Origin of the sequence: Paludisphaera borealis (assembly GCF_001956985.1) — a bacterium.
In the GTDB taxonomy this organism is placed as follows: domain Bacteria; phylum Planctomycetota; class Planctomycetia; order Isosphaerales; family Isosphaeraceae; genus Paludisphaera; species Paludisphaera borealis.
The window spans coordinates 1,146,193-1,165,521 of record NZ_CP019082.1; the positions used below are offsets into that span (position 1 = coordinate 1,146,193).

General features: G+C 64.8%; 18 protein-coding genes and 1 tRNA gene. 7 read left to right on the forward strand and 12 right to left on the reverse strand.

What is annotated here, in order from left to right; all coding sequences use genetic code 11:
• Window position 1: 1 nt before the first annotated feature.
• The 8 genes from BSF38_RS04415 to BSF38_RS04450 form a co-directional block, all read right to left on the reverse strand.
• The gene (locus tag BSF38_RS04415) at window positions 2-793 is read right to left on the reverse strand and encodes an ABC transporter ATP-binding protein (RefSeq protein WP_076343633.1); all 792 of its coding nucleotides are present in this window, start codon (window positions 791-793) and stop codon (window positions 2-4) included.
• 60 nt (window positions 794-853) lie between these two features.
• A complete protein-coding gene (gene mqnC / locus BSF38_RS04420) occupies window positions 854-1,963 on the reverse strand; it encodes a cyclic dehypoxanthinyl futalosine synthase (RefSeq protein ID WP_076343634.1) in 1,110 nt (369 codons plus the stop codon).
• Window positions 1,923-2,750 carry a menaquinone biosynthetic enzyme MqnA/MqnD family protein gene (locus tag BSF38_RS04425; protein ID WP_076343635.1) on the reverse strand — a complete coding sequence of 276 codons (828 nt, stop codon included), beginning with the start codon at window positions 2,748-2,750 and terminating at the stop codon, window positions 1,923-1,925. Before BSF38_RS04425 ends, mqnC begins: the two co-directional genes overlap by 41 nt.
• Window positions 2,751-2,903: 153 nt before the next feature.
• The gene (locus tag BSF38_RS04430) at window positions 2,904-3,392 is read right to left on the reverse strand and encodes a HugZ family pyridoxamine 5'-phosphate oxidase (protein WP_076343636.1); all 489 of its coding nucleotides are present in this window, start codon (window positions 3,390-3,392) and stop codon (window positions 2,904-2,906) included.
• A 78-nt stretch (window positions 3,393-3,470) separates the two neighbouring features.
• Window positions 3,471-4,880 (reverse strand): PDZ domain-containing protein, encoded by a 1,410-nt coding sequence (locus BSF38_RS04435; protein ID WP_076343637.1) that lies wholly within the window; start codon window positions 4,878-4,880, stop codon window positions 3,471-3,473.
• A gap of 148 nt (window positions 4,881-5,028) precedes the next feature.
• The gene (locus BSF38_RS04440) at window positions 5,029-6,777 is read right to left on the reverse strand and encodes a putative ABC transporter permease subunit (protein ID WP_076343638.1); all 1,749 of its coding nucleotides are present in this window, start codon (window positions 6,775-6,777) and stop codon (window positions 5,029-5,031) included.
• Complete coding sequence (locus BSF38_RS04445) at window positions 6,774-7,541, reverse strand: ABC transporter ATP-binding protein (RefSeq protein ID WP_076343639.1); 768 nt, start codon at window positions 7,539-7,541, stop codon at window positions 6,774-6,776. The genes BSF38_RS04440 and BSF38_RS04445 overlap by 4 nt, the downstream gene beginning before the upstream one ends.
• The gene (locus tag BSF38_RS04450; protein ID WP_076343640.1) at window positions 7,538-8,401 is read right to left on the reverse strand and encodes a hypothetical protein; all 864 of its coding nucleotides are present in this window, start codon (window positions 8,399-8,401) and stop codon (window positions 7,538-7,540) included. Before BSF38_RS04450 ends, BSF38_RS04445 begins: the two co-directional genes overlap by 4 nt.
• Window positions 8,402-9,282: 881 nt before the next feature.
• Between BSF38_RS04450 and BSF38_RS04455 the strand changes: the two genes are divergently transcribed.
• Complete coding sequence (locus BSF38_RS04455) at window positions 9,283-10,092, forward strand: hypothetical protein (protein ID WP_076343641.1); 810 nt, start codon at window positions 9,283-9,285, stop codon at window positions 10,090-10,092.
• On the opposite strand, the gene BSF38_RS04460 is transcribed toward BSF38_RS04455, so the two are convergent.
• On the reverse strand, window positions 9,996-10,385 hold the full coding sequence (locus BSF38_RS04460) for a DNA polymerase ligase N-terminal domain-containing protein (protein ID WP_076343642.1): 390 nt from the start codon (window positions 10,383-10,385) through the stop codon (window positions 9,996-9,998). The genes BSF38_RS04455 and BSF38_RS04460 overlap by 97 nt on opposite strands.
• Before the next feature lie 155 nt (window positions 10,386-10,540).
• On the opposite strand from BSF38_RS04460, the gene glnA reads away from it, so the two are divergent.
• The gene (gene glnA, locus BSF38_RS04465; protein WP_076343643.1) at window positions 10,541-11,953 is read left to right on the forward strand and encodes a type I glutamate--ammonia ligase; all 1,413 of its coding nucleotides are present in this window, start codon (window positions 10,541-10,543) and stop codon (window positions 11,951-11,953) included.
• A gap of 31 nt (window positions 11,954-11,984) precedes the next feature.
• Here the strand turns inward: glnA and lspA are convergent, their stop codons facing one another.
• Both lspA and BSF38_RS04475 read right to left on the reverse strand, forming a co-directional pair.
• Window positions 11,985-12,533 (reverse strand): signal peptidase II, encoded by a 549-nt coding sequence (gene lspA / locus BSF38_RS04470; RefSeq protein WP_076343644.1) that lies wholly within the window; start codon window positions 12,531-12,533, stop codon window positions 11,985-11,987.
• Window positions 12,530-12,916 carry a TraR/DksA family transcriptional regulator gene (locus tag BSF38_RS04475; protein ID WP_076343645.1) on the reverse strand — a complete coding sequence of 129 codons (387 nt, stop codon included), beginning with the start codon at window positions 12,914-12,916 and terminating at the stop codon, window positions 12,530-12,532. Before BSF38_RS04475 ends, lspA begins: the two co-directional genes overlap by 4 nt.
• A 363-nt stretch (window positions 12,917-13,279) precedes the next feature.
• Between BSF38_RS04475 and BSF38_RS04480 the strand changes: the two genes are divergently transcribed.
• Entirely contained in the window at window positions 13,280-14,326 is a 1,047-nt protein-coding gene (locus tag BSF38_RS04480) for an NAD-dependent epimerase/dehydratase family protein (protein ID WP_076343646.1), read from the forward strand.
• A 52-nt stretch (window positions 14,327-14,378) separates the two neighbouring features.
• Window positions 14,379-14,909 (forward strand): type 1 glutamine amidotransferase domain-containing protein, encoded by a 531-nt coding sequence (locus BSF38_RS04485; protein WP_076343647.1) that lies wholly within the window; start codon window positions 14,379-14,381, stop codon window positions 14,907-14,909.
• Window positions 14,910-15,000: 91 nt separating this feature from the next.
• Here BSF38_RS04485 and xylA read toward each other — a convergent pair whose 3' ends face one another.
• Window positions 15,001-16,314, reverse strand: coding sequence for a xylose isomerase (gene xylA / locus BSF38_RS04490; RefSeq protein ID WP_076343648.1), 1,314 nt, complete (start codon window positions 16,312-16,314; stop codon window positions 15,001-15,003).
• A 246-nt stretch (window positions 16,315-16,560) separates the two neighbouring features.
• Here xylA and BSF38_RS04495 point away from each other — a divergent pair.
• The 3 genes from BSF38_RS04495 (at window position 16,561) to BSF38_RS04505 (ending at window position 19,253) form a co-directional block, all read left to right on the forward strand.
• Window positions 16,561-16,633, forward strand: a tRNA-Val gene (locus tag BSF38_RS04495).
• Between the two features lie 585 nt (window positions 16,634-17,218).
• Window positions 17,219-17,608 (forward strand): hypothetical protein, encoded by a 390-nt coding sequence (locus BSF38_RS04500; RefSeq protein WP_076343649.1) that lies wholly within the window; start codon window positions 17,219-17,221, stop codon window positions 17,606-17,608.
• Window positions 17,609-18,008: 400 nt separating this feature from the next.
• Window positions 18,009-19,253: an efflux RND transporter periplasmic adaptor subunit gene (locus BSF38_RS04505; protein ID WP_076343650.1), complete on the forward strand. Its 1,245-nt coding sequence runs from the start codon at window positions 18,009-18,011 to the stop codon at window positions 19,251-19,253.
• Window positions 19,254-19,329: the final 76 nt, after the last annotated feature.

The following is a 19,329-nucleotide window of genomic DNA, read 5'->3' on the forward strand; positions in this document are numbered from 1 at the left end:
TTCAGTTCGGGAGCCGGGAGGCCGTCTCGGCCGTGGCGCCGGCCGAAAGGCTGCGGGCGTCGGCGCTCTCGACGAGCGCGAAGAACAGCTCTTCGAGGTCAGGTTGATCGAATCGCTTGAGGAGGTCGTCGGGCGTCCCCTCGGCTTGCACTTCGCCCCGGTAGATGATCGCCACCCGCGAGCAGAGTCGCTCGACCTCGTGCATCGAGTGCGTCGAGAAAACGATCGTCTTGCCGAGGTCGCGGAGTTCGAGGATCTTCTGCAACACGACCCGCTGGACCAGGACGTCCAGGCCCGAGGTCGGCTCGTCGAAGATCAGCACCGGCGGGTCGTGGACGATCGTCCGGGCGATGGAAACCTTCTGCTTCATCCCGGTCGACATTTTCGAGCCCAGGACGTTGCGGAAGTCGTCCATCTTGAGCCAGCCGAAGATCGTCTCCATCCGCTCGCGAAGCCTGTCCTTCGGCAGGCCGTAGAGCCGTCCGAAGTACTCGACCAGCTCCCAGGCGGTCATCCGGTCGTAGATTCCGGTGCTCGCCGACATGTAGCCGATGTGGCGGCGGACGTTTTCGGGGTCTTGCACCACGTCGTAACCAGCGACGACCGCCCGGCCGCTCGTCGGCTTGAGCACGGTGCTCAAGATCCGCAGCGTCGTGGTCTTGCCCGCTCCGTTGGGGCCGAGCAGCCCGAAGACCTCGCCCGGGCGGCAGTCGAACGACACGTCCCGCACCGCGCTGACCCAGCCGCGCTGATAATCGAGGAACGACTTGCCGAGCCCTTCAACATGGATCACGCGACGCGCCGTTTCTTTGAAGAGGATGTCGATCGGGCCGATCGCCGACGACCCGGGTCATCATCCGACCTCGACCACGTCGGGCGCCGGCTGCGCGACCTCGTCAATATATTCATAGAACACGTTGCGCTGGCGGGGGATGTAGCCCGCTTCACGAATGCAACGTTTGATCTCTTCGAGCGTCAGGTGATGGACGGTTCCGGCCGACGAGACGACGTTCTCCTCGATCATCAGGCTGCCCATGTCGTTGGCGCCGAAGAACAGGCCGAGCTGGCCGATCTTGGCCCCCTGGGTCACCCAGGACGACTGGATGTTGGGGACGTTGTCGAGGTAGATCCGGGTGATCGCCTGGGTCTTGAGGTACTCGAACGCCCCGGCGGCGGCGACTTCGGCCATGTCGGTGTGGTCGGGCTGGAACGTCCAGGAGATGAACGCCGTGAAGCCCCCGGTCTCGTCCTGGAGCTGGCGAACCCGGTCAAGGTGCTCGATCCGCTCCTCGATCGTCTCGATATGGCCGAACATCAACGTGGCCGTCGACCGCCCCCCCAGCTCGTGCCAGACCCGGTGGACGTTCAGCCAGTCGTCGGTCATCACCTTGCCGCGCGTGATATCCTTGCGGACCCGATCGACGAGGACCTCGGCGCCGCCTCCAGGCAGGCTCCCGAGCCCCGCCTCCTTGAGCCGTTCGAGCACCGTCCGGATCGGCAGTTTGGCGATTTTCGTGAAGTGGTGCAGCTCCGGGGCGCTGAAGCCGTGGATGTTGACGGCTGGAAACTCGGTCTTGATCTCGCGAAGCAGATCTTCGTACCACTCCAGCTTGAGGTGTGGGTGCAGTCCCCCTTGCATGAGGATCTGGTCGCCGCCGAGGGCGACGGTCTCGCGGATCTTTTCGAGGAGGACGTCACGGTCGAGGACGTACGCCTCGGCGTCGTCGACCTTGCGGTAGAACGCGCAGAAGTCGCAGACCGCCGTGCAGACGTTGGTGTAATTGATGTTACGGTCGATGTTGTACGTGCGGAAGGGCTCGGGGTGGAGCCGTCGGCAGATGGCGTCGGCGGCGCGTCCGAGGTCGATCAATCCCGCCTCGCGGAACAAGGCGACGCCTTCGTCGAACGTCACGCGGCGGCCGTCAACGGCGCGTTGCAAGATCGCGGGGGCGGTGGAAGACAAGGTTCACTCCTTCGGGGGCCAGGCCCAGCCGCGCGGCCATATGAGCGAATCGCTTCAGGCCGGCAAGCTCCGGCTCGCCCAGGTCGTACGACAAAACACGCGTGAGGTAATCGTAACACGTTCGAAAATCGAGTCCCAGGCGAGGGCCGTGAATTCGGGCCAGCTCGTCGGCGTGGGCCAGCCCTTCGGCTCGGCTCCGTTCGAGGGCGGCGGGCAAGTCGCCCAGATCGGCCCCGGCGCGGACCACCCAGAGGGCGAAGACGAACGGCAGGCCGGTCAGGCCGCGCCAGGCTTCCGCCAGGTCGACGACCTCGTGGAACGGCTCGTCAGGCACCTTCATCGCCCGGTCGCCGATCACCAGCACCGCGTCGGCCGTGCTCTCGAGCGCCGAGACGCCCAGCGGCAATTCCTCGATCACCCCGGGCCGCACGCCGTGCCGGGCGTCGAGCCAGACCTGTGCGAGCGCCTGACTCGTTCGCGAGCCCGCGTCGAGCGCCAGCCGGTCGATCCGGCCGAGCGGAACCCGGCTGAACAATTTGACGCTCCGCACCGGCCCCCGGGCCGCGATCGCGAACCCCGGCAGAATCTCGTAGCCCCGCGACGCCCCCCGGAGATACTCGACCGACGGGATCAACGCCACGTCGAGTTCCCCCGCGGCAAGCTGGTCGGCGAGCCGGCTGGGCACCTCCATGCTCACCGCGACGTCGGGGGCGAACTCCGAAAGCTTGTAATACAAAGGCTTTGCATTAAGGTAGCGGACCGCTCCAAGTCGAACAGGGCTGGCCATCTTCCGGCTCCAACCAGGACTTCGCATCCTGCGAGACCGCGTCAATCGAATCCCACGACCGCGACGCAACCGACTTACCCGCTGATCGTTCAATTGTTTTTGAAATTATAGACCGAATCAAGCTGATCTCAAGTCCATCTGATCTGAAGTCCATTACTCCAGGCCGTGGGTCTGGCGGGCGAGGCTGGTCATGTCTTCGGCGGACAGGTCGTAGATCTTCCCGAAGCCCGTGATGAGTCGGGCAGATGCGGGATGGATGCGGACGAGGAAGAAGTCGCCGAGGTCGAAATTCACGGCCGACTGGGGGAACCGTTGCAGGTATGACTCCCGGGCTTCTTCGTAGGCGGGGCCGTCGGGGTGGATCGGTTCGGCGTAACCCTGGATCGAGAGTCGGGCGAGGGTCTGCGGGTTTCGCGTATGGTTGTCGGGCTGGGCGATCATGAGCGCGGCTTTGGGATTCTGCGCCAGGGCCTTGGTGTGCTGGGCGAGCCGGCTGATGTGGATGTCGAATCCGGACAGGTCTAATTTCGGGTTGAACAGGATCAGCGTCACGAGAGGATGGCCGTCGAGCACCGTTCCGAGCGACGCGGTCCGATGATCGCGGATCAGGCGGACGAGTTCCTGGCCGACTTGCGAGTCCATGAATCTTGCTCCGTTTCGCCGATGCGAGGGCGCCCGGCCGCGACGTCGTGCGTCGAGCCGGGACGCTCGCGAAGCGGTTCACTGCTGGCCGAAGGTGACTTTGACGGGGGTCTTCTTGCCCGTTTTGGCGTCGAGGATCGTGAGCGTGAACGTCGCGCCCACCTTCCCGAGCGCCTCGTCGAGCAGGTCGGGGGCGAAGATGATCTTGTCGTCGACGCCGGTGATGGCGTCGCCGACCTCGATCCCCGCCTTCTCCGCCAGGCTTCCGGCGGCGACTGCCACGACCTTGACGACCGGCAACAGGTCGGCGGTAGCCGCCTCGGTGGTGATGCCGAACGACTTCGAGGTCAGATGGCCGGGGTTGGGTTTAGGGGCGTCCGGCGTCGGCGTTCCTCCCGGGCGCGTCGAATTCGCTTCAGCGAGCGTGACCTCGACGGGCACGTCTTTCCCGGTGCGGCTGTCGCGGACCTTGATGGTGAGGCTCGACCCGCTCTTGTCGACGACCTTCTGGAGCTGGGCCGAATCGGTAAGGGCCACGCCGTCGGCTTCCACCAGGACGTCGCCCTTTTCGATTCCCGCTTTCTCGGCCGCTCCGCCCGGCTGGACCGCGGTGACTTCCAGCGCGGTGCGGAGGCCGAGGCGTTTGGGCTCGACCGTCACGCCCAGCGACCGCTTCGGCTCGGCGGCCGGCGCGTCGTCGGGCCGTCCGATTCGGGGAGGCGTCGCCGTGGCTCCGGGCACGTCGATTTTCACCGTCGCTTGCTTGCCGTTCTGGACGTTGAGCACCGCAAGCTGGCCCACGGGGCCCCCCTTGCGCAGGAGGTCGGCGAGCTGTTCGAGGCTGGTGAAGCCTTGCCCGTTCGCGCCGATGATGACGTCGCCCTTCTCGAACCCCGCTTTCTTCGCGGGCGAGTCGGGCGCGACGTCCGTCACCTTGAGGACCAGCCGGCCGCCGGCGTTGACCTGGTCGGCCTTCACGCCCAAGGTTTGAAGGATCAAGCCGCGCTCGGGCGCTGTCGGCGCCGGCGCGCCTCGGCCGCCGTCCTCGGCCGGCGGCGCGGGCTCGTCCCCGCCTCGGTTCGCGAACGCCTCGTTCGAAGGCTCGAACCAGTCGGGCGAGGCGCCGTCCCAGCCTCCCTGGGCGCGCGGGTAGAGATAGGCCCGGACGCTGGATCGCTCGGTCGGGATCGCGTTGTGGCCGTCGCCGGCGCCGGATTGCGACACGTGGACGTACACGGGATCGCCGGGCGCGGGGATCAGAAGCCGGCACGCGTCGACGGCCCCTCGGCCGAGCTCGGAGCGTCGGACGTCGATTTGCACGAGGTAGTCGACCTGATTGCGGCGCGGGCTGCGGAACACTTCGCGAACCACGCCCTCGACGATCGCCGCGGCACCGCTTTTCGGTTGCGCCGGTCGTTGCGCCTCGGCGGGAGCGCCGGCCGCGAAGGCCAGGGACGCTGCGAACACGGGTATCCACGGTCGCTTCATCAGGATCTCCTTGGATTATCAGAAATCGGTTTGTCAGGAGATTCAGGGCACGTCGAGTGCGCGTGCGGTGGGCGGGAATCCGCCTTCGTGGTGATTGTAATCGAGCCGTCGACCGCGGGATATGCGCTTGTTTCGGCTCGTTCGGCCGTCAGAATTCCATCCGCTGAAACGCCTTGACGCCGACGCGGAGGGGAATGATCGTGGCCGCGGCGCTGAGCGCCAGGCTGGCGATGATCGCCGTTGTGAGCCAGAACCGAAGCCCGCTGAGGGAGAGGATGTACCGCGCGGTGTCGGGGTGGTCTTGGCCCACGAAGTAGAGGTGGCAAGGAACGGCCAACGCCGTGACGACGGTGAAGATGAAGACCAGGCTGACCAGCAGGTTGAACGTCCCGCCGAACCCGGCCGCGATTTTCGAGGGGTCCGATTCGCGGAGGTTCGGCAGCCTCGCTCCCAGACCGACGCTGATCCCCGAGAGACCCAGGCAGAGCACCGCGATCATCCCGACGTGAAGCAGGATCATCAGCGGATTCATCCGCAGCATCAAATCGCTGAGGATCACCAGGAACTCGGTCGACACGAGCGAGATGCCCGCCGAGAACGCGAACTTGCCCCAGAGGATCTGCTCGCGACGCAACGGCAGCAGACCCAAGATCCAGAAGTTGCGGCCCTCCAGCGACAAGAGCGGGAAGATGAACCGGCTGGTGAACGTCGACAGGATCAGCGCCGTCACCGAGAGGTTCAGGAAGCTCACCAGATTCCGCCAGTAAGGGCTCTGCACCCCGTATCCCAGGCGGGGGATGTTCAGGAAGTAAAACGCCAGCAGCCCGAAGAAGATCAGGAACTGCGACCACTGCGCCGGATCGCGGAGGAACGTGCGAAGGTCTTTGAGGATCAGCAGCCGGATCGGGTGCGGCAGGAAGAAGAACAGCCGGTGGAACGTCGAGTCGAGGAACAAGAGCCCGGCGCGCTTGCGGCTGGAACGGCTGCCCTGAACCCGGCTGTAGCCCCGGCGATAGAGGTCGCGAGCGACCACGGCGGCGGCCAGGTAGCAGAGCCCGGCGTGCGACGAGAGGATCATCAGGTAGTAGCCCGCGTTGGCCCAGTCTCTCTTGGCCGAGGCCAGCATGCCCGCCGACATCCAGCGGCTGGGCCAGAGCGGGTGTTGGCAGAACGCCAGGCGGTCAAGGACGCCTCCCAGCCAATCGCTCGTCAACGTGTCGCCCGGGGTCCGCCAGAGCTGGAATCCGACGTACGTCATCACGCAAAGGGCGGCGAGGATCGAGAGCGCCAGAACCGTTTTCTGGCGGCGAGGGAACACGTTGGCCACGACGATCGCCACGATCGCCCCGAGGCTGGCTGGAATGATGACGAACGACAGCAGGAAGACCACGAACAAAAAATAGTAGCCCACGGGCGCCTCCACCGTCAGCCCGTACGCCACCATCAACGGACTGCCGAGCAGAAAGAAACCCCAGCTCGAAAACCCGACTGCCTCCGCGAACTTGTGCGCGAAGATCCGGTCGGTCGAGGCCGGCGTCGTCAGCAGGTACGTCGATTCGCGCGAGTGGAAGAGCGCGGCGTAGACGATGATCCCCGTCGAGAACAGGAGCATCGCCAGCAGCGAGAGGAAGAACATGCTGAACAGGTATTCGATGATCGTGTTGGCCAGGTCGACGTAGAAGGAGATGAACTGAAAGCTGCCGAGGAACAGGAAGAACAGTCCCAGCCAGAACACCACGCTGCAAAACGCGATCATCGAGATCCGCAGCCGCGCGTCGGCGACCAGGGCGCCGGTCATGTTGTGCAACTGCCGCCAGCGAACCCAGCGCAGGGCGCGGGCGGTGCGATCGGCGGCGGGCGCGAGGGCTTCGAGCGTTTTGGGCAGCGCGATGCTCATGGCGACGGTTCCGAGCGGTTTCGGGAGCCCGGGCCCGCGGTCCGGGGCAGGTCGTTGCCCGTAAGTTTGAGGAATAGTTCTTCAAGACTGCCGTCGTGCTGGGCTTGCTCGCGCAGCTCGGCCAGCGTGCCCACGGTGAGCATCCGGCCATGGTCGACGATCCCGATCGTGTCGGCCAGTTCCTCGGCGATCGCCAGCAGATGAATCGACATCAGCACCGCCGCCCCGCCGCGCGCCTGCGAAACGAACAGGTTTTTGACGATCCGGGCGCTCCGCGGATCGAGGCCGACCAGCGGCTCGTCGACCACGAGCACCTGGGGGTCGTGAACCAGGGCCGAGGCGAAGACCACCCGCTGCTTCATCCCCTGCGAGTAGTTCTCGCACAGCTCGTCGATGAAGTCCGACATCTCGAACGTGTCGATCAGCTCGTCGATTCGGGCCAACCCCGCCGACCGGCCGATCCCGTACATCTCGACGACGAACTTGAGGAACTCGCGCCCCGTCAGCTTGTCGTACAGGTACGGTTGGTCGGGGACGTAGCCGAGCAGCCGGTGCGCGTCTTGCGAGGCCGCCGGGTAGCCCCCGACGAGCACCTCGCCCTGGCTCGGCGCGAGCAGCCCGCAGATCATCTTGATCGTCGTCGTCTTGCCCGCGCCGTTGGGGCCCAGAAAGGCGTACAACTCGCCGGGGCGGACCGTCAGGTCGAGATGGTCGACCGCGCGCTTCGATCCGTACGATTTGCACACGCCGCGAAGCTCGATCATGGGGCCCCCTTCGCTTCCGAGACCGGGTCGGGAGACGTCGCGTCGGGCAAGCGCTCGAGCACCATGTTGAGGAACGGGAGCGGGACTTCCTGGCGGATGATCACGCCGTCCAGTCGCACCCATGCCTTGGCGGTGACCGGCCCGGCGTGCTGCTCGACTTCGAATCCGCTGACGGCCTCGCCGTTCCAGTCGATGAGGCCTCGCCGCTTCACCTCGACCCGCGCCACCTCGACCGCGCCCGTGAACGGGTTGATCATCCGGGTGTCCCACCGCTGGCCGACATGCAAGCCGGGAAGCCGGTCGAAAGGCCGCAGCGCGTCGTGCACGACCCCGCGCGGCTCGTAGGGGAACGACATCTTGCGATTGAGGGCCGGGACCATCCCCGTGGCCGTGACCTCCATCAGAGGGCCCTTGAGTCGGCCTTTAACGGTGACCAGGCCGTCGTCCATGTCGGCGTTCGAGACCTTCATGTCGAACCCCTGGAGGTTCCCCTTGGAGTCGACGCGATAGCTGCTCGCGATGTTCAACCGCACGTTGGTCGCGTTCGACAGCGGCATCCGCTTGAGCAGCTCTCCGGCGTCGAAGACGACCTGGCTGGAGAGTTCGACCCCGTGGTCCGGCAGTCGCTTCGACGAGGTTACCGCCTGCCCGACCGACCGGCGGACGTCGGGATGGAGCGGGTCGTCGATCACGTCGATCGCCCACGTCACCGGCTTGGAGTCGTCGCCCGCCGCGGTGATCGTCCGCAAATCGGGGGGGTAACCCAGGCTCAGCTCGGGCAAGACCTCCCAGGTCAGCAGCCAGAACGCCGCGATCGACCAGTAGATCAGGATCGCCACCGATACCAGTCGTGGAGGCATGTTCGGACACTCGTCAAAGACCTGATGCTCCCGTCTCATGCTACGCCCGATCCGGCCGGTGTGACAATACGGCGTCGGGGTCCGACGGCCTTCGTCCGCCACGAAATCGGCGTGATCATTTTCCGACGCCGGTCATCCTGTAGCACTCTATACATGGAGGACTCTCGCCGCGTCGCCGCGAGGCGACGAACGGACGTGTCCGCCCATGCTCCCAGCAATCAGCCGCGCACGGAGGGACCGGTCGTGAAACACCAAAAAAAGCGACGAACGAACCCAACTCGCCGGCCATCCGGAATGAGCCGCCGCACCCGTTTCGGCTCGTCCTTTCCGATCGAGAGCCAAGGCGTCGAGATGAGCGCCGGCCCCTTTGCGAAGCTTATGCGAACCGTGAAGAACGGCGAGAACGAAGCCAAACGAGGTTTGTCGGAAAACCTATCTGGACAGGCATTTAAGACAGAGTGCATCGATTCCTCGCCGCGCGAAGGAACCCAATCGGCCGCGAGCGGATGTTGGAGCGGAGCGTCGTCGACGCGGTTTAGTGGCGGCGATCGGGCGTCGGGTCCGACAAGCTCATGGGCGGGCGTCGTGGTCCTGATGGCGAGGAGGCGAAGCGGGAGAGGCGTTGGGTTCGTTTACGGCGAGTCTCGGTGGGGCGAGCGCGGGGCTCGGGATGAATTCAAGGGGTCGCGTCGATTGATTGGGTTGCGACGAGGTCGCCGCGAACTCCGGATTGACCGATATTTCGGCTCGGCGTATCCTGCGCAAGAGTACGACTGCGCGTTTTCGTCCCGATCGAGTCGACCGCTTTTTCGATTCCCATCCTCCCCCGCGCGGGTCGTTTCCCATCATTCTGTTCCTTCCAGACGCGATGGGCTGATTTAATGCGCAAAACGCTTTCCAAGCGGTTGATCACGGTCGGGATCGTCGTCGGCTTGATCACCTGCATTCCGGTCGGCGCCTGGCTCTGTTTGACGTATCAGCCGAGCTACTATCGCGACATGGTGCGTCTGGGCGTGCCCCGCGATCAGCTCGAAGTCCGCGCCAAGCGGTTCGTCGCCCAGAGCTTGCAGCTCCGCAACGACATCTGCAATGAACCGACGTGGGAGGCCGTCTTCTCCGACCAGGAGGTCAACGCCTGGCTCGCGGAAGACCTGGTCATGCATTTCGCCGACCAGCTCCCGCCCGAGGTCCACGATCCCCGCGTGCTGTTCGAGATGGACCGCGTGATCCTGGCGTTCCGGCTCGAACGGAGCGGCGTGAACTCGGTCATCACCGTCGTCGCCCGTCCCCGCATACCCGAGGGCAACACCATCGAGCTGACGCTCGAGAAAATCCGCGCGGGGATCTTGCCGGTCCCCGCCGACCGGGTCCTCGACCGGATCACCGAAATCGGCCAGCGGCACGGCGTCGACGTCGTCTGGCGCAAGCAGGAGGGCTTTCCGGTCGTCCAGCTCCACTATACGCCCAACCTCAATCGGGACGACGTCCAGCTCGAAGACGTGGAGATCCGCTCCGGCCAGATCCGCCTGGCGGGTCGTTCCGACCGGACCAAGGGAGCCTTCCACACGCCTCGGCTCCCCTCGCGAAAGATCCTTCAATCGACGTTCCCCAGGCGGAATTTCCAGCTCCTTCCGTCCGGTCCGCTCGATTCCAGTGGATTCTTCCAGAGGAGGACCTCGCCCACGAGCTGACTCCCGACGATCCGCGCCCGGACCTTCTCGGCCGTCCACTCGCACGCGACGTACGTCCCGTGATCGACCCGCGCGACGCTCCCTCGCCCCCCGGAGATCGGTCCCTCATAGTCGAGGTAGGCCAAGCGGTGGTCGTCGAGCGCCCGGGCGTCCAGGATCTTCCCGGCCGCGATCGGCTCGTCGATCGCCCAGGTCCGCAGGCGTCCTTCGGATTCGAGCATGAAATCCCAGTGCACCCCGTCCCAGCGGTGTTCCAGGAGGACGAAGCGAAGGGCCGTGGGTGATGGTTCCATGTCGCGCCGCCTCGACCGGGCCTTGGATTCCGCGTAAGCTGTGAGACGGCGGCCGGCCTGGACCCGAGCGCCGCCCCCTTCCCCTCGTGATTTCGATGGTAAGCTCTTTGAAGTCGATCCAGTAGAGCCGAGAGAACCGCACGGAGTACGCCCGCGTGACCCCCAAAGAAGTTCTGGCGCAGATCCGGCAGCGCGAGGTCACCACGGTCGACCTGCGTTTCATGGACTTCCCCGGCGTCTGGCAGCATTTCTCGATCCCCGCCGACGCGCTCACCGAAGAGACGTTCGAGGAAGGCATCGGGTTCGACGGCTCCAGCGTGGTCGGTTGGCGGGCGATCAATGAGGCCGATCTGCTGGTGGTCCCGCAGCCCGAGACGGCGCTCGTGGACCCGTTCACGGCTCAGCCGACGCTGACCATGATCTGCAACATCCACGACCCGATCACCCACCAGGACTACACCCGCGACCCCCGCAACATCGCCCGCAAGGCCGTCGCCTACATGCGGAGCACCGGGATCGCCGACCACTGCCTGCTCACGCCGGAACTCGAGTTCTTCGTCTTTGACGACGTCCGCTTCGACCAGCGCTCGAACGAGGGGTTCTACCACCTCGACTCCGTCGAGGGGGCGTGGAACCGCGGCCGGGTCGAGCGGCCGAACCTGGGCTACAAGCCGGGCTCGGGCCTGGGCTACTTCCCCTGCCCTCCTACCGACAGCCTGCTGAACCTGCGGTCCGAGATGGCCCAGCGGATGGCCGAGTGCGGGATCGCCACCTCGGCGCATTTCCACGAGGTCGCGACCGGCGGCCAGTGCGAGATCGATCTCGACTCCCAGAGCCTCATCGAGAGCGCCGACCAGGTGATGATGGCCCGCTACATCATCCGCAACGTCGCCAGCCGCGCCGGCAAGTCGGCGACCTTCATGCCCAAGCCCCTGTTCGGCGACAACGGGTCGGGGATGCACACCCACCTGTCCCTCTGGAAGGACGACGAGCCGCTCCTGGCCGGCCACGGCTACGCCGGTATGAGCGACCTCGGCCTCTACGCGATCGGCGGCCTGCTCAAGCACGCCCACGCCCTCTGCGCGTTCGCCAATCCGACGACCAACAGCTACAAGCGGCTGATCGAGGGCTTCGAAGCCCCGACCAAGATCTCGTACAGCCGTCGCAACCGCGCGGCGATCATCCGGATTCCGGTCTCGGGCGCAAGCCCCCGCAGCCGCCGCATCGAGTACCGCTGCCCGGACGGGGCGGCGAACCCGTACCTGCTGTTCTCCGCCATGCTGATGGCCGTGCTCGACGGCGTCCAGAACAAGATCCGGCCGGGCGACCCGCTCGACAAGGACATCTACGACCTTCAGCCCGAGGAACTCGCCAAGGTCCCCACGACCCCGCGCACGCTCGACGCCTCGCTCGACGCCCTCCGCGCCGACCACGAGTTCCTGCTCCGCGGCGACGTCTTCACCCCGGACGTGATCGACACCTGGATCTGGTACAAGCAGGCCCTGGAGATCGAGGCCGTCCGGAGTCGCCCGCACCCCTACGAGTTCACGCTCTATTACGACGTCTGAAACCGAGAGAGACGACCGGACGTCGCGGTCGTCAAACCGGCTCGGCCGATTGCGAGTCGATCACCCGCGGCTCGTCCGAGGGCTGCGGCCTGAGCGCGAAGAGGACCAGCGTCAGGGCGCCGACCACCAGCATGTTGTCGGCGAAGTTGAAGATGGCGCAGTCAAAATTGATCGAATCAACATGAAAGTGAACAAAATCGCGGACGTGTCCGTAGACGAGGCGGTCGTAGCAGTTCCCCATGGCACCGGCCATGATGAGGCCCAGGGCGATCGTGAGCGGAAGGCTGGCGGCCGCGCCGCCGATGAACAACCAGCCGACGATGGCGATCCCGGCGACGATCGAGAGGAGGGCGAAGACGAGGCTGCTGTACGGCATCGACGCGCCGAAGCCCCAGAGCGCACCGGGGTTGTAGCTGGTTTGCAGCTCGAGGATTCCCGGGATCAGCGAGACCGGCGCCGCCGAGCGCGGCGGCCCGACCTTCTCGAAGATCAGCGACTTGGTCGTCAGATCGAACGCGGCTCCTCCCAACGCCAGGCACAGGAAGAGGATCCATCGAATCGCCTTGGCCCTCGTCGTCATGCTCCGTTCTCCAGCTTCCGTGCGCACTGAATGCAATGGCGAGCATACGGCAGGGCCGCGAGGCGCTGCTTCGCGATCGGCTCGCCGCATTCGCTGCAAGATCCGTACTTGCCTTGCTCGATCCGTCCCAGCGCCTCGTTGATCAGATCCAGCGTTCCTTGTTCGTTCTCGATCAATCCCAGCGTGAATTCCTGGTCGTAGTTCTCGGTCCCCACGTCGGCCATGTGGAGCGGGACGTTGGAGAGGTTGCCCGAGCTTTCCGCGAGGTTCCGTCGCAGCGCTTCGTCGGTCATCTGGTTGAGGTCGCCTCGAAGCCTGGAGCGAAGGTCGCGCAAGACGTTGCGGTACGAGTCGAGTTCTTCCGATTTGAGGCTGGCGGCCATGGCGACCTCACCCTTCCATTCCGTCCGGAGAAGTTACGTGCGAACGCGGGTCGACGCTCGTCCACGCCGCGATTCCGCCACTTCGGAAAAGACCATTGCAACGGCCGGACCGGCAGGCCGCATCCGGCTTGGCATCGCCGAAAGCTCGGCGAACAGCTTATCCAGACTACACCGAGCGAGGAGCCTAAGACCACCCCTAAGTTCGATTCAATCGCCCCACGCCGACCTCGGCTCCGCCGCTCGCTCGGCGACGGGCGGTTTGCCGGACTTCGGCGATCGGTTACGATCGATGGCGCGCTCCCGCCGAGTCGATGCTGGTCGCGTCGTACCTGATTTCCCACTCACGGTCGAGACCCCAACGTTATGAGCACCGCCAGCCCCAAAACGATCTTCGTCACCGGAGCCACCGGCCTGGTCGGAGGCCATGTGGTCGAGGAGGCCCTGAGCCGCGGCTTCCGCGTCCGGGCTTTGGTCCGCGCCAGCAGCGACATCCGCAAGCTCGATGAATGGGGCGTCGAGAAGATCGTCGGCGACCTCGAAGACCGGGCCGCGCTCGCCCGAGGGGTCGCGGGCACCGACTGGGTCTTCAACTGCGCCGCGAAGGTGGGCGACTGGGGGACGCTGGAGGAGTTCCGCCGGCTGAACGTCGACGCCCTGCGACTGTTGCTCGACGCCGCCGCCGACGCCAAGGTCGAGAAGTTCGTCCACGTCAGTTCGCTCGGCGTGTACGAGGGCCGCGATCATCACGGCACCGACGAGACGACGCCCCCCGCGGCCGACTCGCTCGACGCCTACACGCGGTCCAAGACCGAGGCCGAGGCGCTCGCCCTGAAGTACTTTCAGGAGCGCGGGCTGCCGGTGGTGGTCGTCCGTCCCGGCTTCATCTACGGCGAGCGCGACCGCACCGTCCTGCCCAAGCTCTTGACGAACCTGCGGCGCGGGACGTTCGCGTACTTCGGCTCGGGCGAGCAGGCGCTCAACTGCATCTACGTCAAGAATCTGGTTCACGGCCTGTTCCTGGCCGCCGAGAACCCCCAGGCGGTCGGCCAGGTGTTCAACCTGACCGACGGCGAGCCGATCAGCAAGCGGCGGTTCATCGGCCGGGTTGCCGAGCTTGCGGGGCTCCCCGCGCCGACGCGGAAGATCCCCCTGCGGCTGGCCAAGTTCCTGGCCACCCTGGTGGAAGGCGGCGCCAAACTCCGGGGTGCCAAGAACGCGCCGATCATCAACAAGGCCCGCTACAAGTTCCTCGGCTTGAACCTCGACTACTCGATCGACAAGGCGCGGAGGGTGCTGGGCTATCAGCCCCCTTTCCGGTTCGACGAAGCGATCGAACGCGCCATGGCCGAGCATTCTCGCGCCCCGGTCCAGGGCGAATCCGTCGCGGCCGCCGCGTCCGACCGGAGCTGACGCTCCGACCGATGCGAGGCGAACGCGACATTATTTTTTTGGAGCATTGGATATGAGCAATCTTGCAGGCAAGACCGCGGCGGTCCTGGTCGAGAAGTTTTACGAAGATCTCGAGCTCTGGTACCCGGTGATGCGGCTTCGCGAGGCGGGCTTCGACGTCAAGATCGTAGGTCCCAAGGCCGGCGAGACGTACGCCTCGAAGCACGGCTACCCCGCCAAGTCGGACGTGGCGGCGGCCGACGTTCGGGCCGAGGACCTCGACCTGGTCGTGATCCCCGGCGGCTACTCGCCCGACCACATGAGGCGCACGCCGGCCATGGTCGAGCTGGTCGCGAAGGCGGCGAGCCTCGGCAAAGTCGTCGCGGCGATCTGCCACGGCCCCTGGATGCTCTGCTCGGCCCGCTGCATCAAGGGACGCAACATCACCGGCTTCTTCGCCATCCGCGACGACGTCGAGAACGCCGGCGGCGTCTGGCAGGACGGCGCCTGCGTCCGCGACGGCAACATCGTCACCAGCCGCACCCCCGACGACCTGCCGGCCTTCATGCAGGGCATTCTGGCCACGGTCGCCGATCGGCCCTGATCCAGACCTCCGCCCCTATTCGAAACGAACAGGGCGTCCCGAAGACTCGATCCTCGGGACGCCCTGTTGAAATTCGCCTACGTCGCCTTGTTCAAATGAAGTCGTTGAACAGGTTTTCGAGCATCTCCTGGCGGCCGCTGACGTTCCGCGCGGCGTCGCCCTTGGGAAGAATGTAGGCTTCGAGGTCGCTGAAGCTCGCCTGCCTCGATTCCACCCGGTGGCCGAGGGCGCAGTCCCAGCTCGCGTAGCGGTTCTTGATGAAATCCTGCCAGCGGCCGTCGTCGAGGATCGCCTGGGCGATCTTGAGCCCGCGGGCGAACGCGTCCATCCCGCCGATATGAGCGTAGAACAGGTCGATCGGCTCGAAGCTCTCGCGGCGCACCTTGGCGTCGAAGTTGACGCCGCCGGTGGAGAACCCCCCCATCTGGAGGATGCAGAGCATGCACTGGGCCGTCAGGTAGATGTTGGTGGGGAACTGGTCGGTGTCCCATCCCAGCAAGGGGTCGCCGGTGTTGGCGTCGATCGAGCCGAGCGCGCCGGAGCCGATGGCGGCCTCCATCTCGTGCATCATCTCGTGACCGGCCAGGGTGGCGTGGTTGGTCTCAAGGTTGAGCTTGAAGTGGGGCAGCAGGTCGTAGGTGCGGAGGAAGTTCAGGCAGGCCGCCGCGTCCGAGTCGTACTGGTGCTTGGTGGGCTCTTTGGGCTTGGGCTCGATGTAGAACGCGCCGTTGAAGCCGATCTGCTTCTTGTAGTCGACCGCCATGTGGAGGAACCGACCCAGGTGATCGAGTTCGCGCTTCATATCGGTGTTGAGCAGGGTCGAGTAGCCTTCGCGACCCCCCCAGAACGTGTACCCCGCGCCCCCGAGGTCGAGGGTGACTTCCATGGCCTTCTTGACCTGGGCGGCGGCGAAGGCGAAGACGTCGAAATTCGGGCTCGTCGCCGCGCCGTGCATGTAGCGGGGGTTGGAGAACAGGTTGGCCGTCCCCCAGAGCAGGTTGACGCCGGTTCGCGCCTGCTCGTCCTTGAGGACCTTGACGACCTCGTCGAGATTGGCGTGGCTCTCCTTGAGCGTGCGGCCCTCGGGTGCCACGTCGCGGTCGTGGAACGCGTAGAACGGAGCGCCGATCTTCTCGAAGAACTCGAAAGCCGCCTTGGCTTTGCGCTGGGCGTTGGCGACCGAGTTGCTGCCGTCGTCCCAGGGACGCTGGGCCGTGCCGGCGCCGAATGGGTCCGAGAGCGGGTTGGAGAACGTGTGCCAGTAGACGACGGAGAAGCGGAGATGCTCCTTCATCGTCTTCTCCCCGACCGTCTCGTCGGGGTTGTAATGCTTGAACTCTAGCGGATTGCGCGACTTCGGTCCACCGTACTGGATCTTCGGGACTTCAGGGAAATACGCGGTCATGAGCTCGTCTCGCCCTTCGCGTCAGACGGACTTTGGAACAGAATCGACGGTACAACTCTAAAGCGAGCGGCGAACCTGGACAACCCCCACCCGTGCCGGGCCCCATGACGATGGGGGCGAGCATCGACCCCCGTTTCACCGAGCCGACACTGGGGAATCGCGTCCTTCGCCGAGCACGACTTGCGAGACTCACGACGAGACGCTACAGTATTCTCCAGGTCGCGACTCCCCCGTCGCAACCACGCCGGGCGGCTAACTCAGTGGTTAGAGTGCCATCCTCACACGGTGGAAGTCATTGGTTCAAATCCAATGCCGCCCATTTTCGAAGCCTTGCACGACAACGGGTTGCGACGAGAAACAGGCCGACGTTTCTTGCTGTAATCGAGCTAGTCGCAATTCTATCGGGTTCCATTGCCCGGTCACGGCCACGCTCTCCTTAGGGACGGCGTGGCCGACTTCGTTTCGTCGTCGAGACTCCTGACGAAATCCACCAGCGTAACGATGCGCCGGCGTCACGACCGCCTTTCCAAGGGCGAGTCCGAGTCTGTCGGTCCGACCTCGGTATGAACGGCTGAGCTTCTCCCCCGTCAAACCGGACTGCTTGCAGTTTCCGGAGCCGCTTGATGGCGGGACAGGATGGTCGCAAGGCGGATGACACGGTCGAGCGGGCTCGAAGGTTCTTCGCCCACGAAACTGGAGTGCATCTCTACGAGACGTCGCCGCCATGATCGCTTGAACCCTCCGATTCGTCGCGATTTCACGGTGCCCACGCGCCTCTCCCGCCGAGGAACGCCTCGGGCTTCTGATCCTCCATCGGCCGCCTCCGGTCTTCGAGGTCGCGGACTTGACGATTGACGTCGATATGCCTAAGATCCTTTAATCTTTCACCGGACTCGGAGCCCGAATGACGATGACTGGACGCTTCGTCGATAATGGTATTCGCATCCTGGCGGCCGCAGCGCTGCTGGCGGTGATGTTTTCACCGATCCGGCCCACCAAGGCATCCCACACAGCCCCCTCTCCCAACTCTCTCTCTCGCAACTTCGCGATCTTCAAGTTTGAGCACAGCAGCCATTTTGCGATATCGGCCCACCCCTCCTTCAGAGAGGCGGACTCCCTCCAGTCCGATCGCGAGGACGAGGACGAACTGGATGCCGATATCGAGGATGAACTGACCCTGACATCCCCGCCGGCTTCTGTGTCCTTCAACGTACTCCCCTCTCCCTGTCCCGAGCCTCGCTTCGAACTGGTAAGCTTCGCTGTCGCGCTTACGGCCCGACCGCTCCGCTGCTGAGTCCGTCGCCCCGGCCGTCGTCCGCGTCGCGCGGGCGCGATCCATGGGGTGGGCCGAGCGTTTTCATCGGGCCCGTGATGGGGCCCGGCCATTGCCCCGATGGACTGAGCCCCGTCGTCGCCGACGCCCCGGTTCCCGTACGATCGGCCTCGTCGAGGGGCGTCCCGGCGCGGAAGGCGCGCCGATCTCCCTCCCGCGGGGCCCCGCCGTAGAAACTCCCTCTCCCAGGTCCCGAGCCCGTCGACTGCCGGCCACGAGCCCCGGGCGATCGCCGTGCGCCCTTGATCCAGAGGTGTGCAGGTCTACCAGACGATTTGATGCTCGTGAATTCCCCTGTTTCTTTCGAAAACTCTCGAGTGGATGTCGACCGGCCGCGAGCCGGCCAGGAGAAATAACGGCCATGAATCCCTTCGTCTTTGCCATGCGGCGACCCTTCACAACCCTCATGCTGCTCGTCGCGCTTGCAGGTGGCGGCGTCCTCGGGTTGTCGGAATTGGGGGTCGATATCTTTCCGCCGCCCATCACGCGTAACATTCACGTCTGTCTTGATTACATGGGCGCGGGGGCCAAGCTGACGAAAGCGTACGTCGTCGGCCGGGTTGAGTCGTACTTTCACAAGCACGAGGAGCAGCCCCACCAGGAACACCACAAGATCGTGGTCACCACCCCCAAGGCCAAGGACGTCATCCTCACCCAGCGATATGTCTGCCAGATCCACTCGCAGCGCCACACCGAGATCAGTGCCCTGGAGAGCGGCTATCTCGAGTCCATCTCGGTCAAGGAGGGGCAGGCGGTAAAGAAGGGTGATCTGCTGTTCAAGATCAAGCCGGTCCTGTACCAGGCGAGGCTGGACGCGGAGGTGGCCGAGGCTGACCTCGCGCAACTGGAATTCAAATACACCAAGAAGTTGTCCGAGGACAATGTGGTCTCCCCGAATGAGGTGGCGCTGCTCCAGGCCAAACTGGCCAAGGCCCAGGCCAAGGCGAGTCTGGCGAGGGCCGAGTTGAACTTTACGAATGTCGTAGCACCTTTCGACGGCATCGTCGACCACCAGCACGAGCAATTGGGCAGCCTGATCAAGGAGGGGGACGTCCTCACGACCCTGTCCGACAACAGCTTGATGTGGGTTTATTTCAACGTACCAGAGGCCGACTACCTCGAATACATGGCCGGCCTGGGTCAGAACAAGGATGATCGGAAGATCGAACTCTTGTTGGCCGGCGGCAACAAGTTCAAGGAAGTCGGCAAGATCGGCGCGATCGAGGCCAAGTTCAACAACGAGACCGGGAACATCGCCTTCCGCGCGGATTTTCCGAACCCGGACCGTCTGCTGCGTCACGGCCAGACCGGCACCGTGTTGATCAACCGAGTGATGAAGGACGCCATCGTCATCCCTCAGCGGGCGCATTTCGAGGTTCTCGACAAGCTGTACGTTTACGTCGTTGGCAAGGATGACGTGGTGCATCAGCGCGAGATCGCGATCCAGAACGAAATGGATGACATCTATGTAGTCAAGAGCGGACTCGGCGTGGACGACAAGATCGTTCTCGAGGGGATCCAACAGGTTCGCGATGGCGAGAAAGTCGAATACGAGTTTAGCACCCCGGAATTGGTTATGGCGCATCTAAAAAACAAGGCGGAGTAACGCCGGCTTCCCGGTACTGAGACCAAGCCAACCAGTTTCCCGGCACTGAAACCAACTTAACTCGATTATCTCAGAA

Excerpts from the sequence above, each read along its gene's own strand:
- BSF38_RS04500 (WP_076343649.1), top strand. The coding sequence starts at position 17,219 with ATGACGATGACTGGACGCTTCGTCGATAATGGTATTCGCATCCTGGCG.
- lspA (WP_076343644.1), bottom strand. The coding sequence starts at position 12,533 with ATGACGACGAGGGCCAAGGCGATTCGATGGATCCTCTTCCTGTGCCTG.
- BSF38_RS04475 (WP_076343645.1), bottom strand. The coding sequence starts at position 12,916 with ATGGCCGCCAGCCTCAAATCGGAAGAACTCGACTCGTACCGCAACGTC.
- BSF38_RS04440 (WP_076343638.1), bottom strand. The coding sequence starts at position 6,777 with ATGAGCATCGCGCTGCCCAAAACGCTCGAAGCCCTCGCGCCCGCCGCC.
- BSF38_RS04455 (WP_076343641.1), top strand. The coding sequence starts at position 9,283 with ATGCGCAAAACGCTTTCCAAGCGGTTGATCACGGTCGGGATCGTCGTC.
- xylA (WP_076343648.1), bottom strand. The coding sequence starts at position 16,314 with ATGACCGCGTATTTCCCTGAAGTCCCGAAGATCCAGTACGGTGGACCG.
- BSF38_RS04425 (WP_076343635.1), bottom strand. The coding sequence starts at position 2,750 with ATGGCCAGCCCTGTTCGACTTGGAGCGGTCCGCTACCTTAATGCAAAG.
- BSF38_RS04480 (WP_076343646.1), top strand. The coding sequence starts at position 13,280 with ATGAGCACCGCCAGCCCCAAAACGATCTTCGTCACCGGAGCCACCGGC.
- BSF38_RS04435 (WP_076343637.1), bottom strand. The coding sequence starts at position 4,880 with ATGAAGCGACCGTGGATACCCGTGTTCGCAGCGTCCCTGGCCTTCGCG.
- BSF38_RS04485 (WP_076343647.1), top strand. The coding sequence starts at position 14,379 with ATGAGCAATCTTGCAGGCAAGACCGCGGCGGTCCTGGTCGAGAAGTTT.
- BSF38_RS04450 (WP_076343640.1), bottom strand. The coding sequence starts at position 8,401 with ATGCCTCCACGACTGGTATCGGTGGCGATCCTGATCTACTGGTCGATC.
- BSF38_RS04445 (WP_076343639.1), bottom strand. The coding sequence starts at position 7,541 with ATGATCGAGCTTCGCGGCGTGTGCAAATCGTACGGATCGAAGCGCGCG.
- BSF38_RS04505 (WP_076343650.1), top strand. The coding sequence starts at position 18,009 with ATGAATCCCTTCGTCTTTGCCATGCGGCGACCCTTCACAACCCTCATG.
- BSF38_RS04430 (WP_076343636.1), bottom strand. The coding sequence starts at position 3,392 with ATGGACTCGCAAGTCGGCCAGGAACTCGTCCGCCTGATCCGCGATCAT.
- BSF38_RS04460 (WP_076343642.1), bottom strand. The coding sequence starts at position 10,385 with ATGGAACCATCACCCACGGCCCTTCGCTTCGTCCTCCTGGAACACCGC.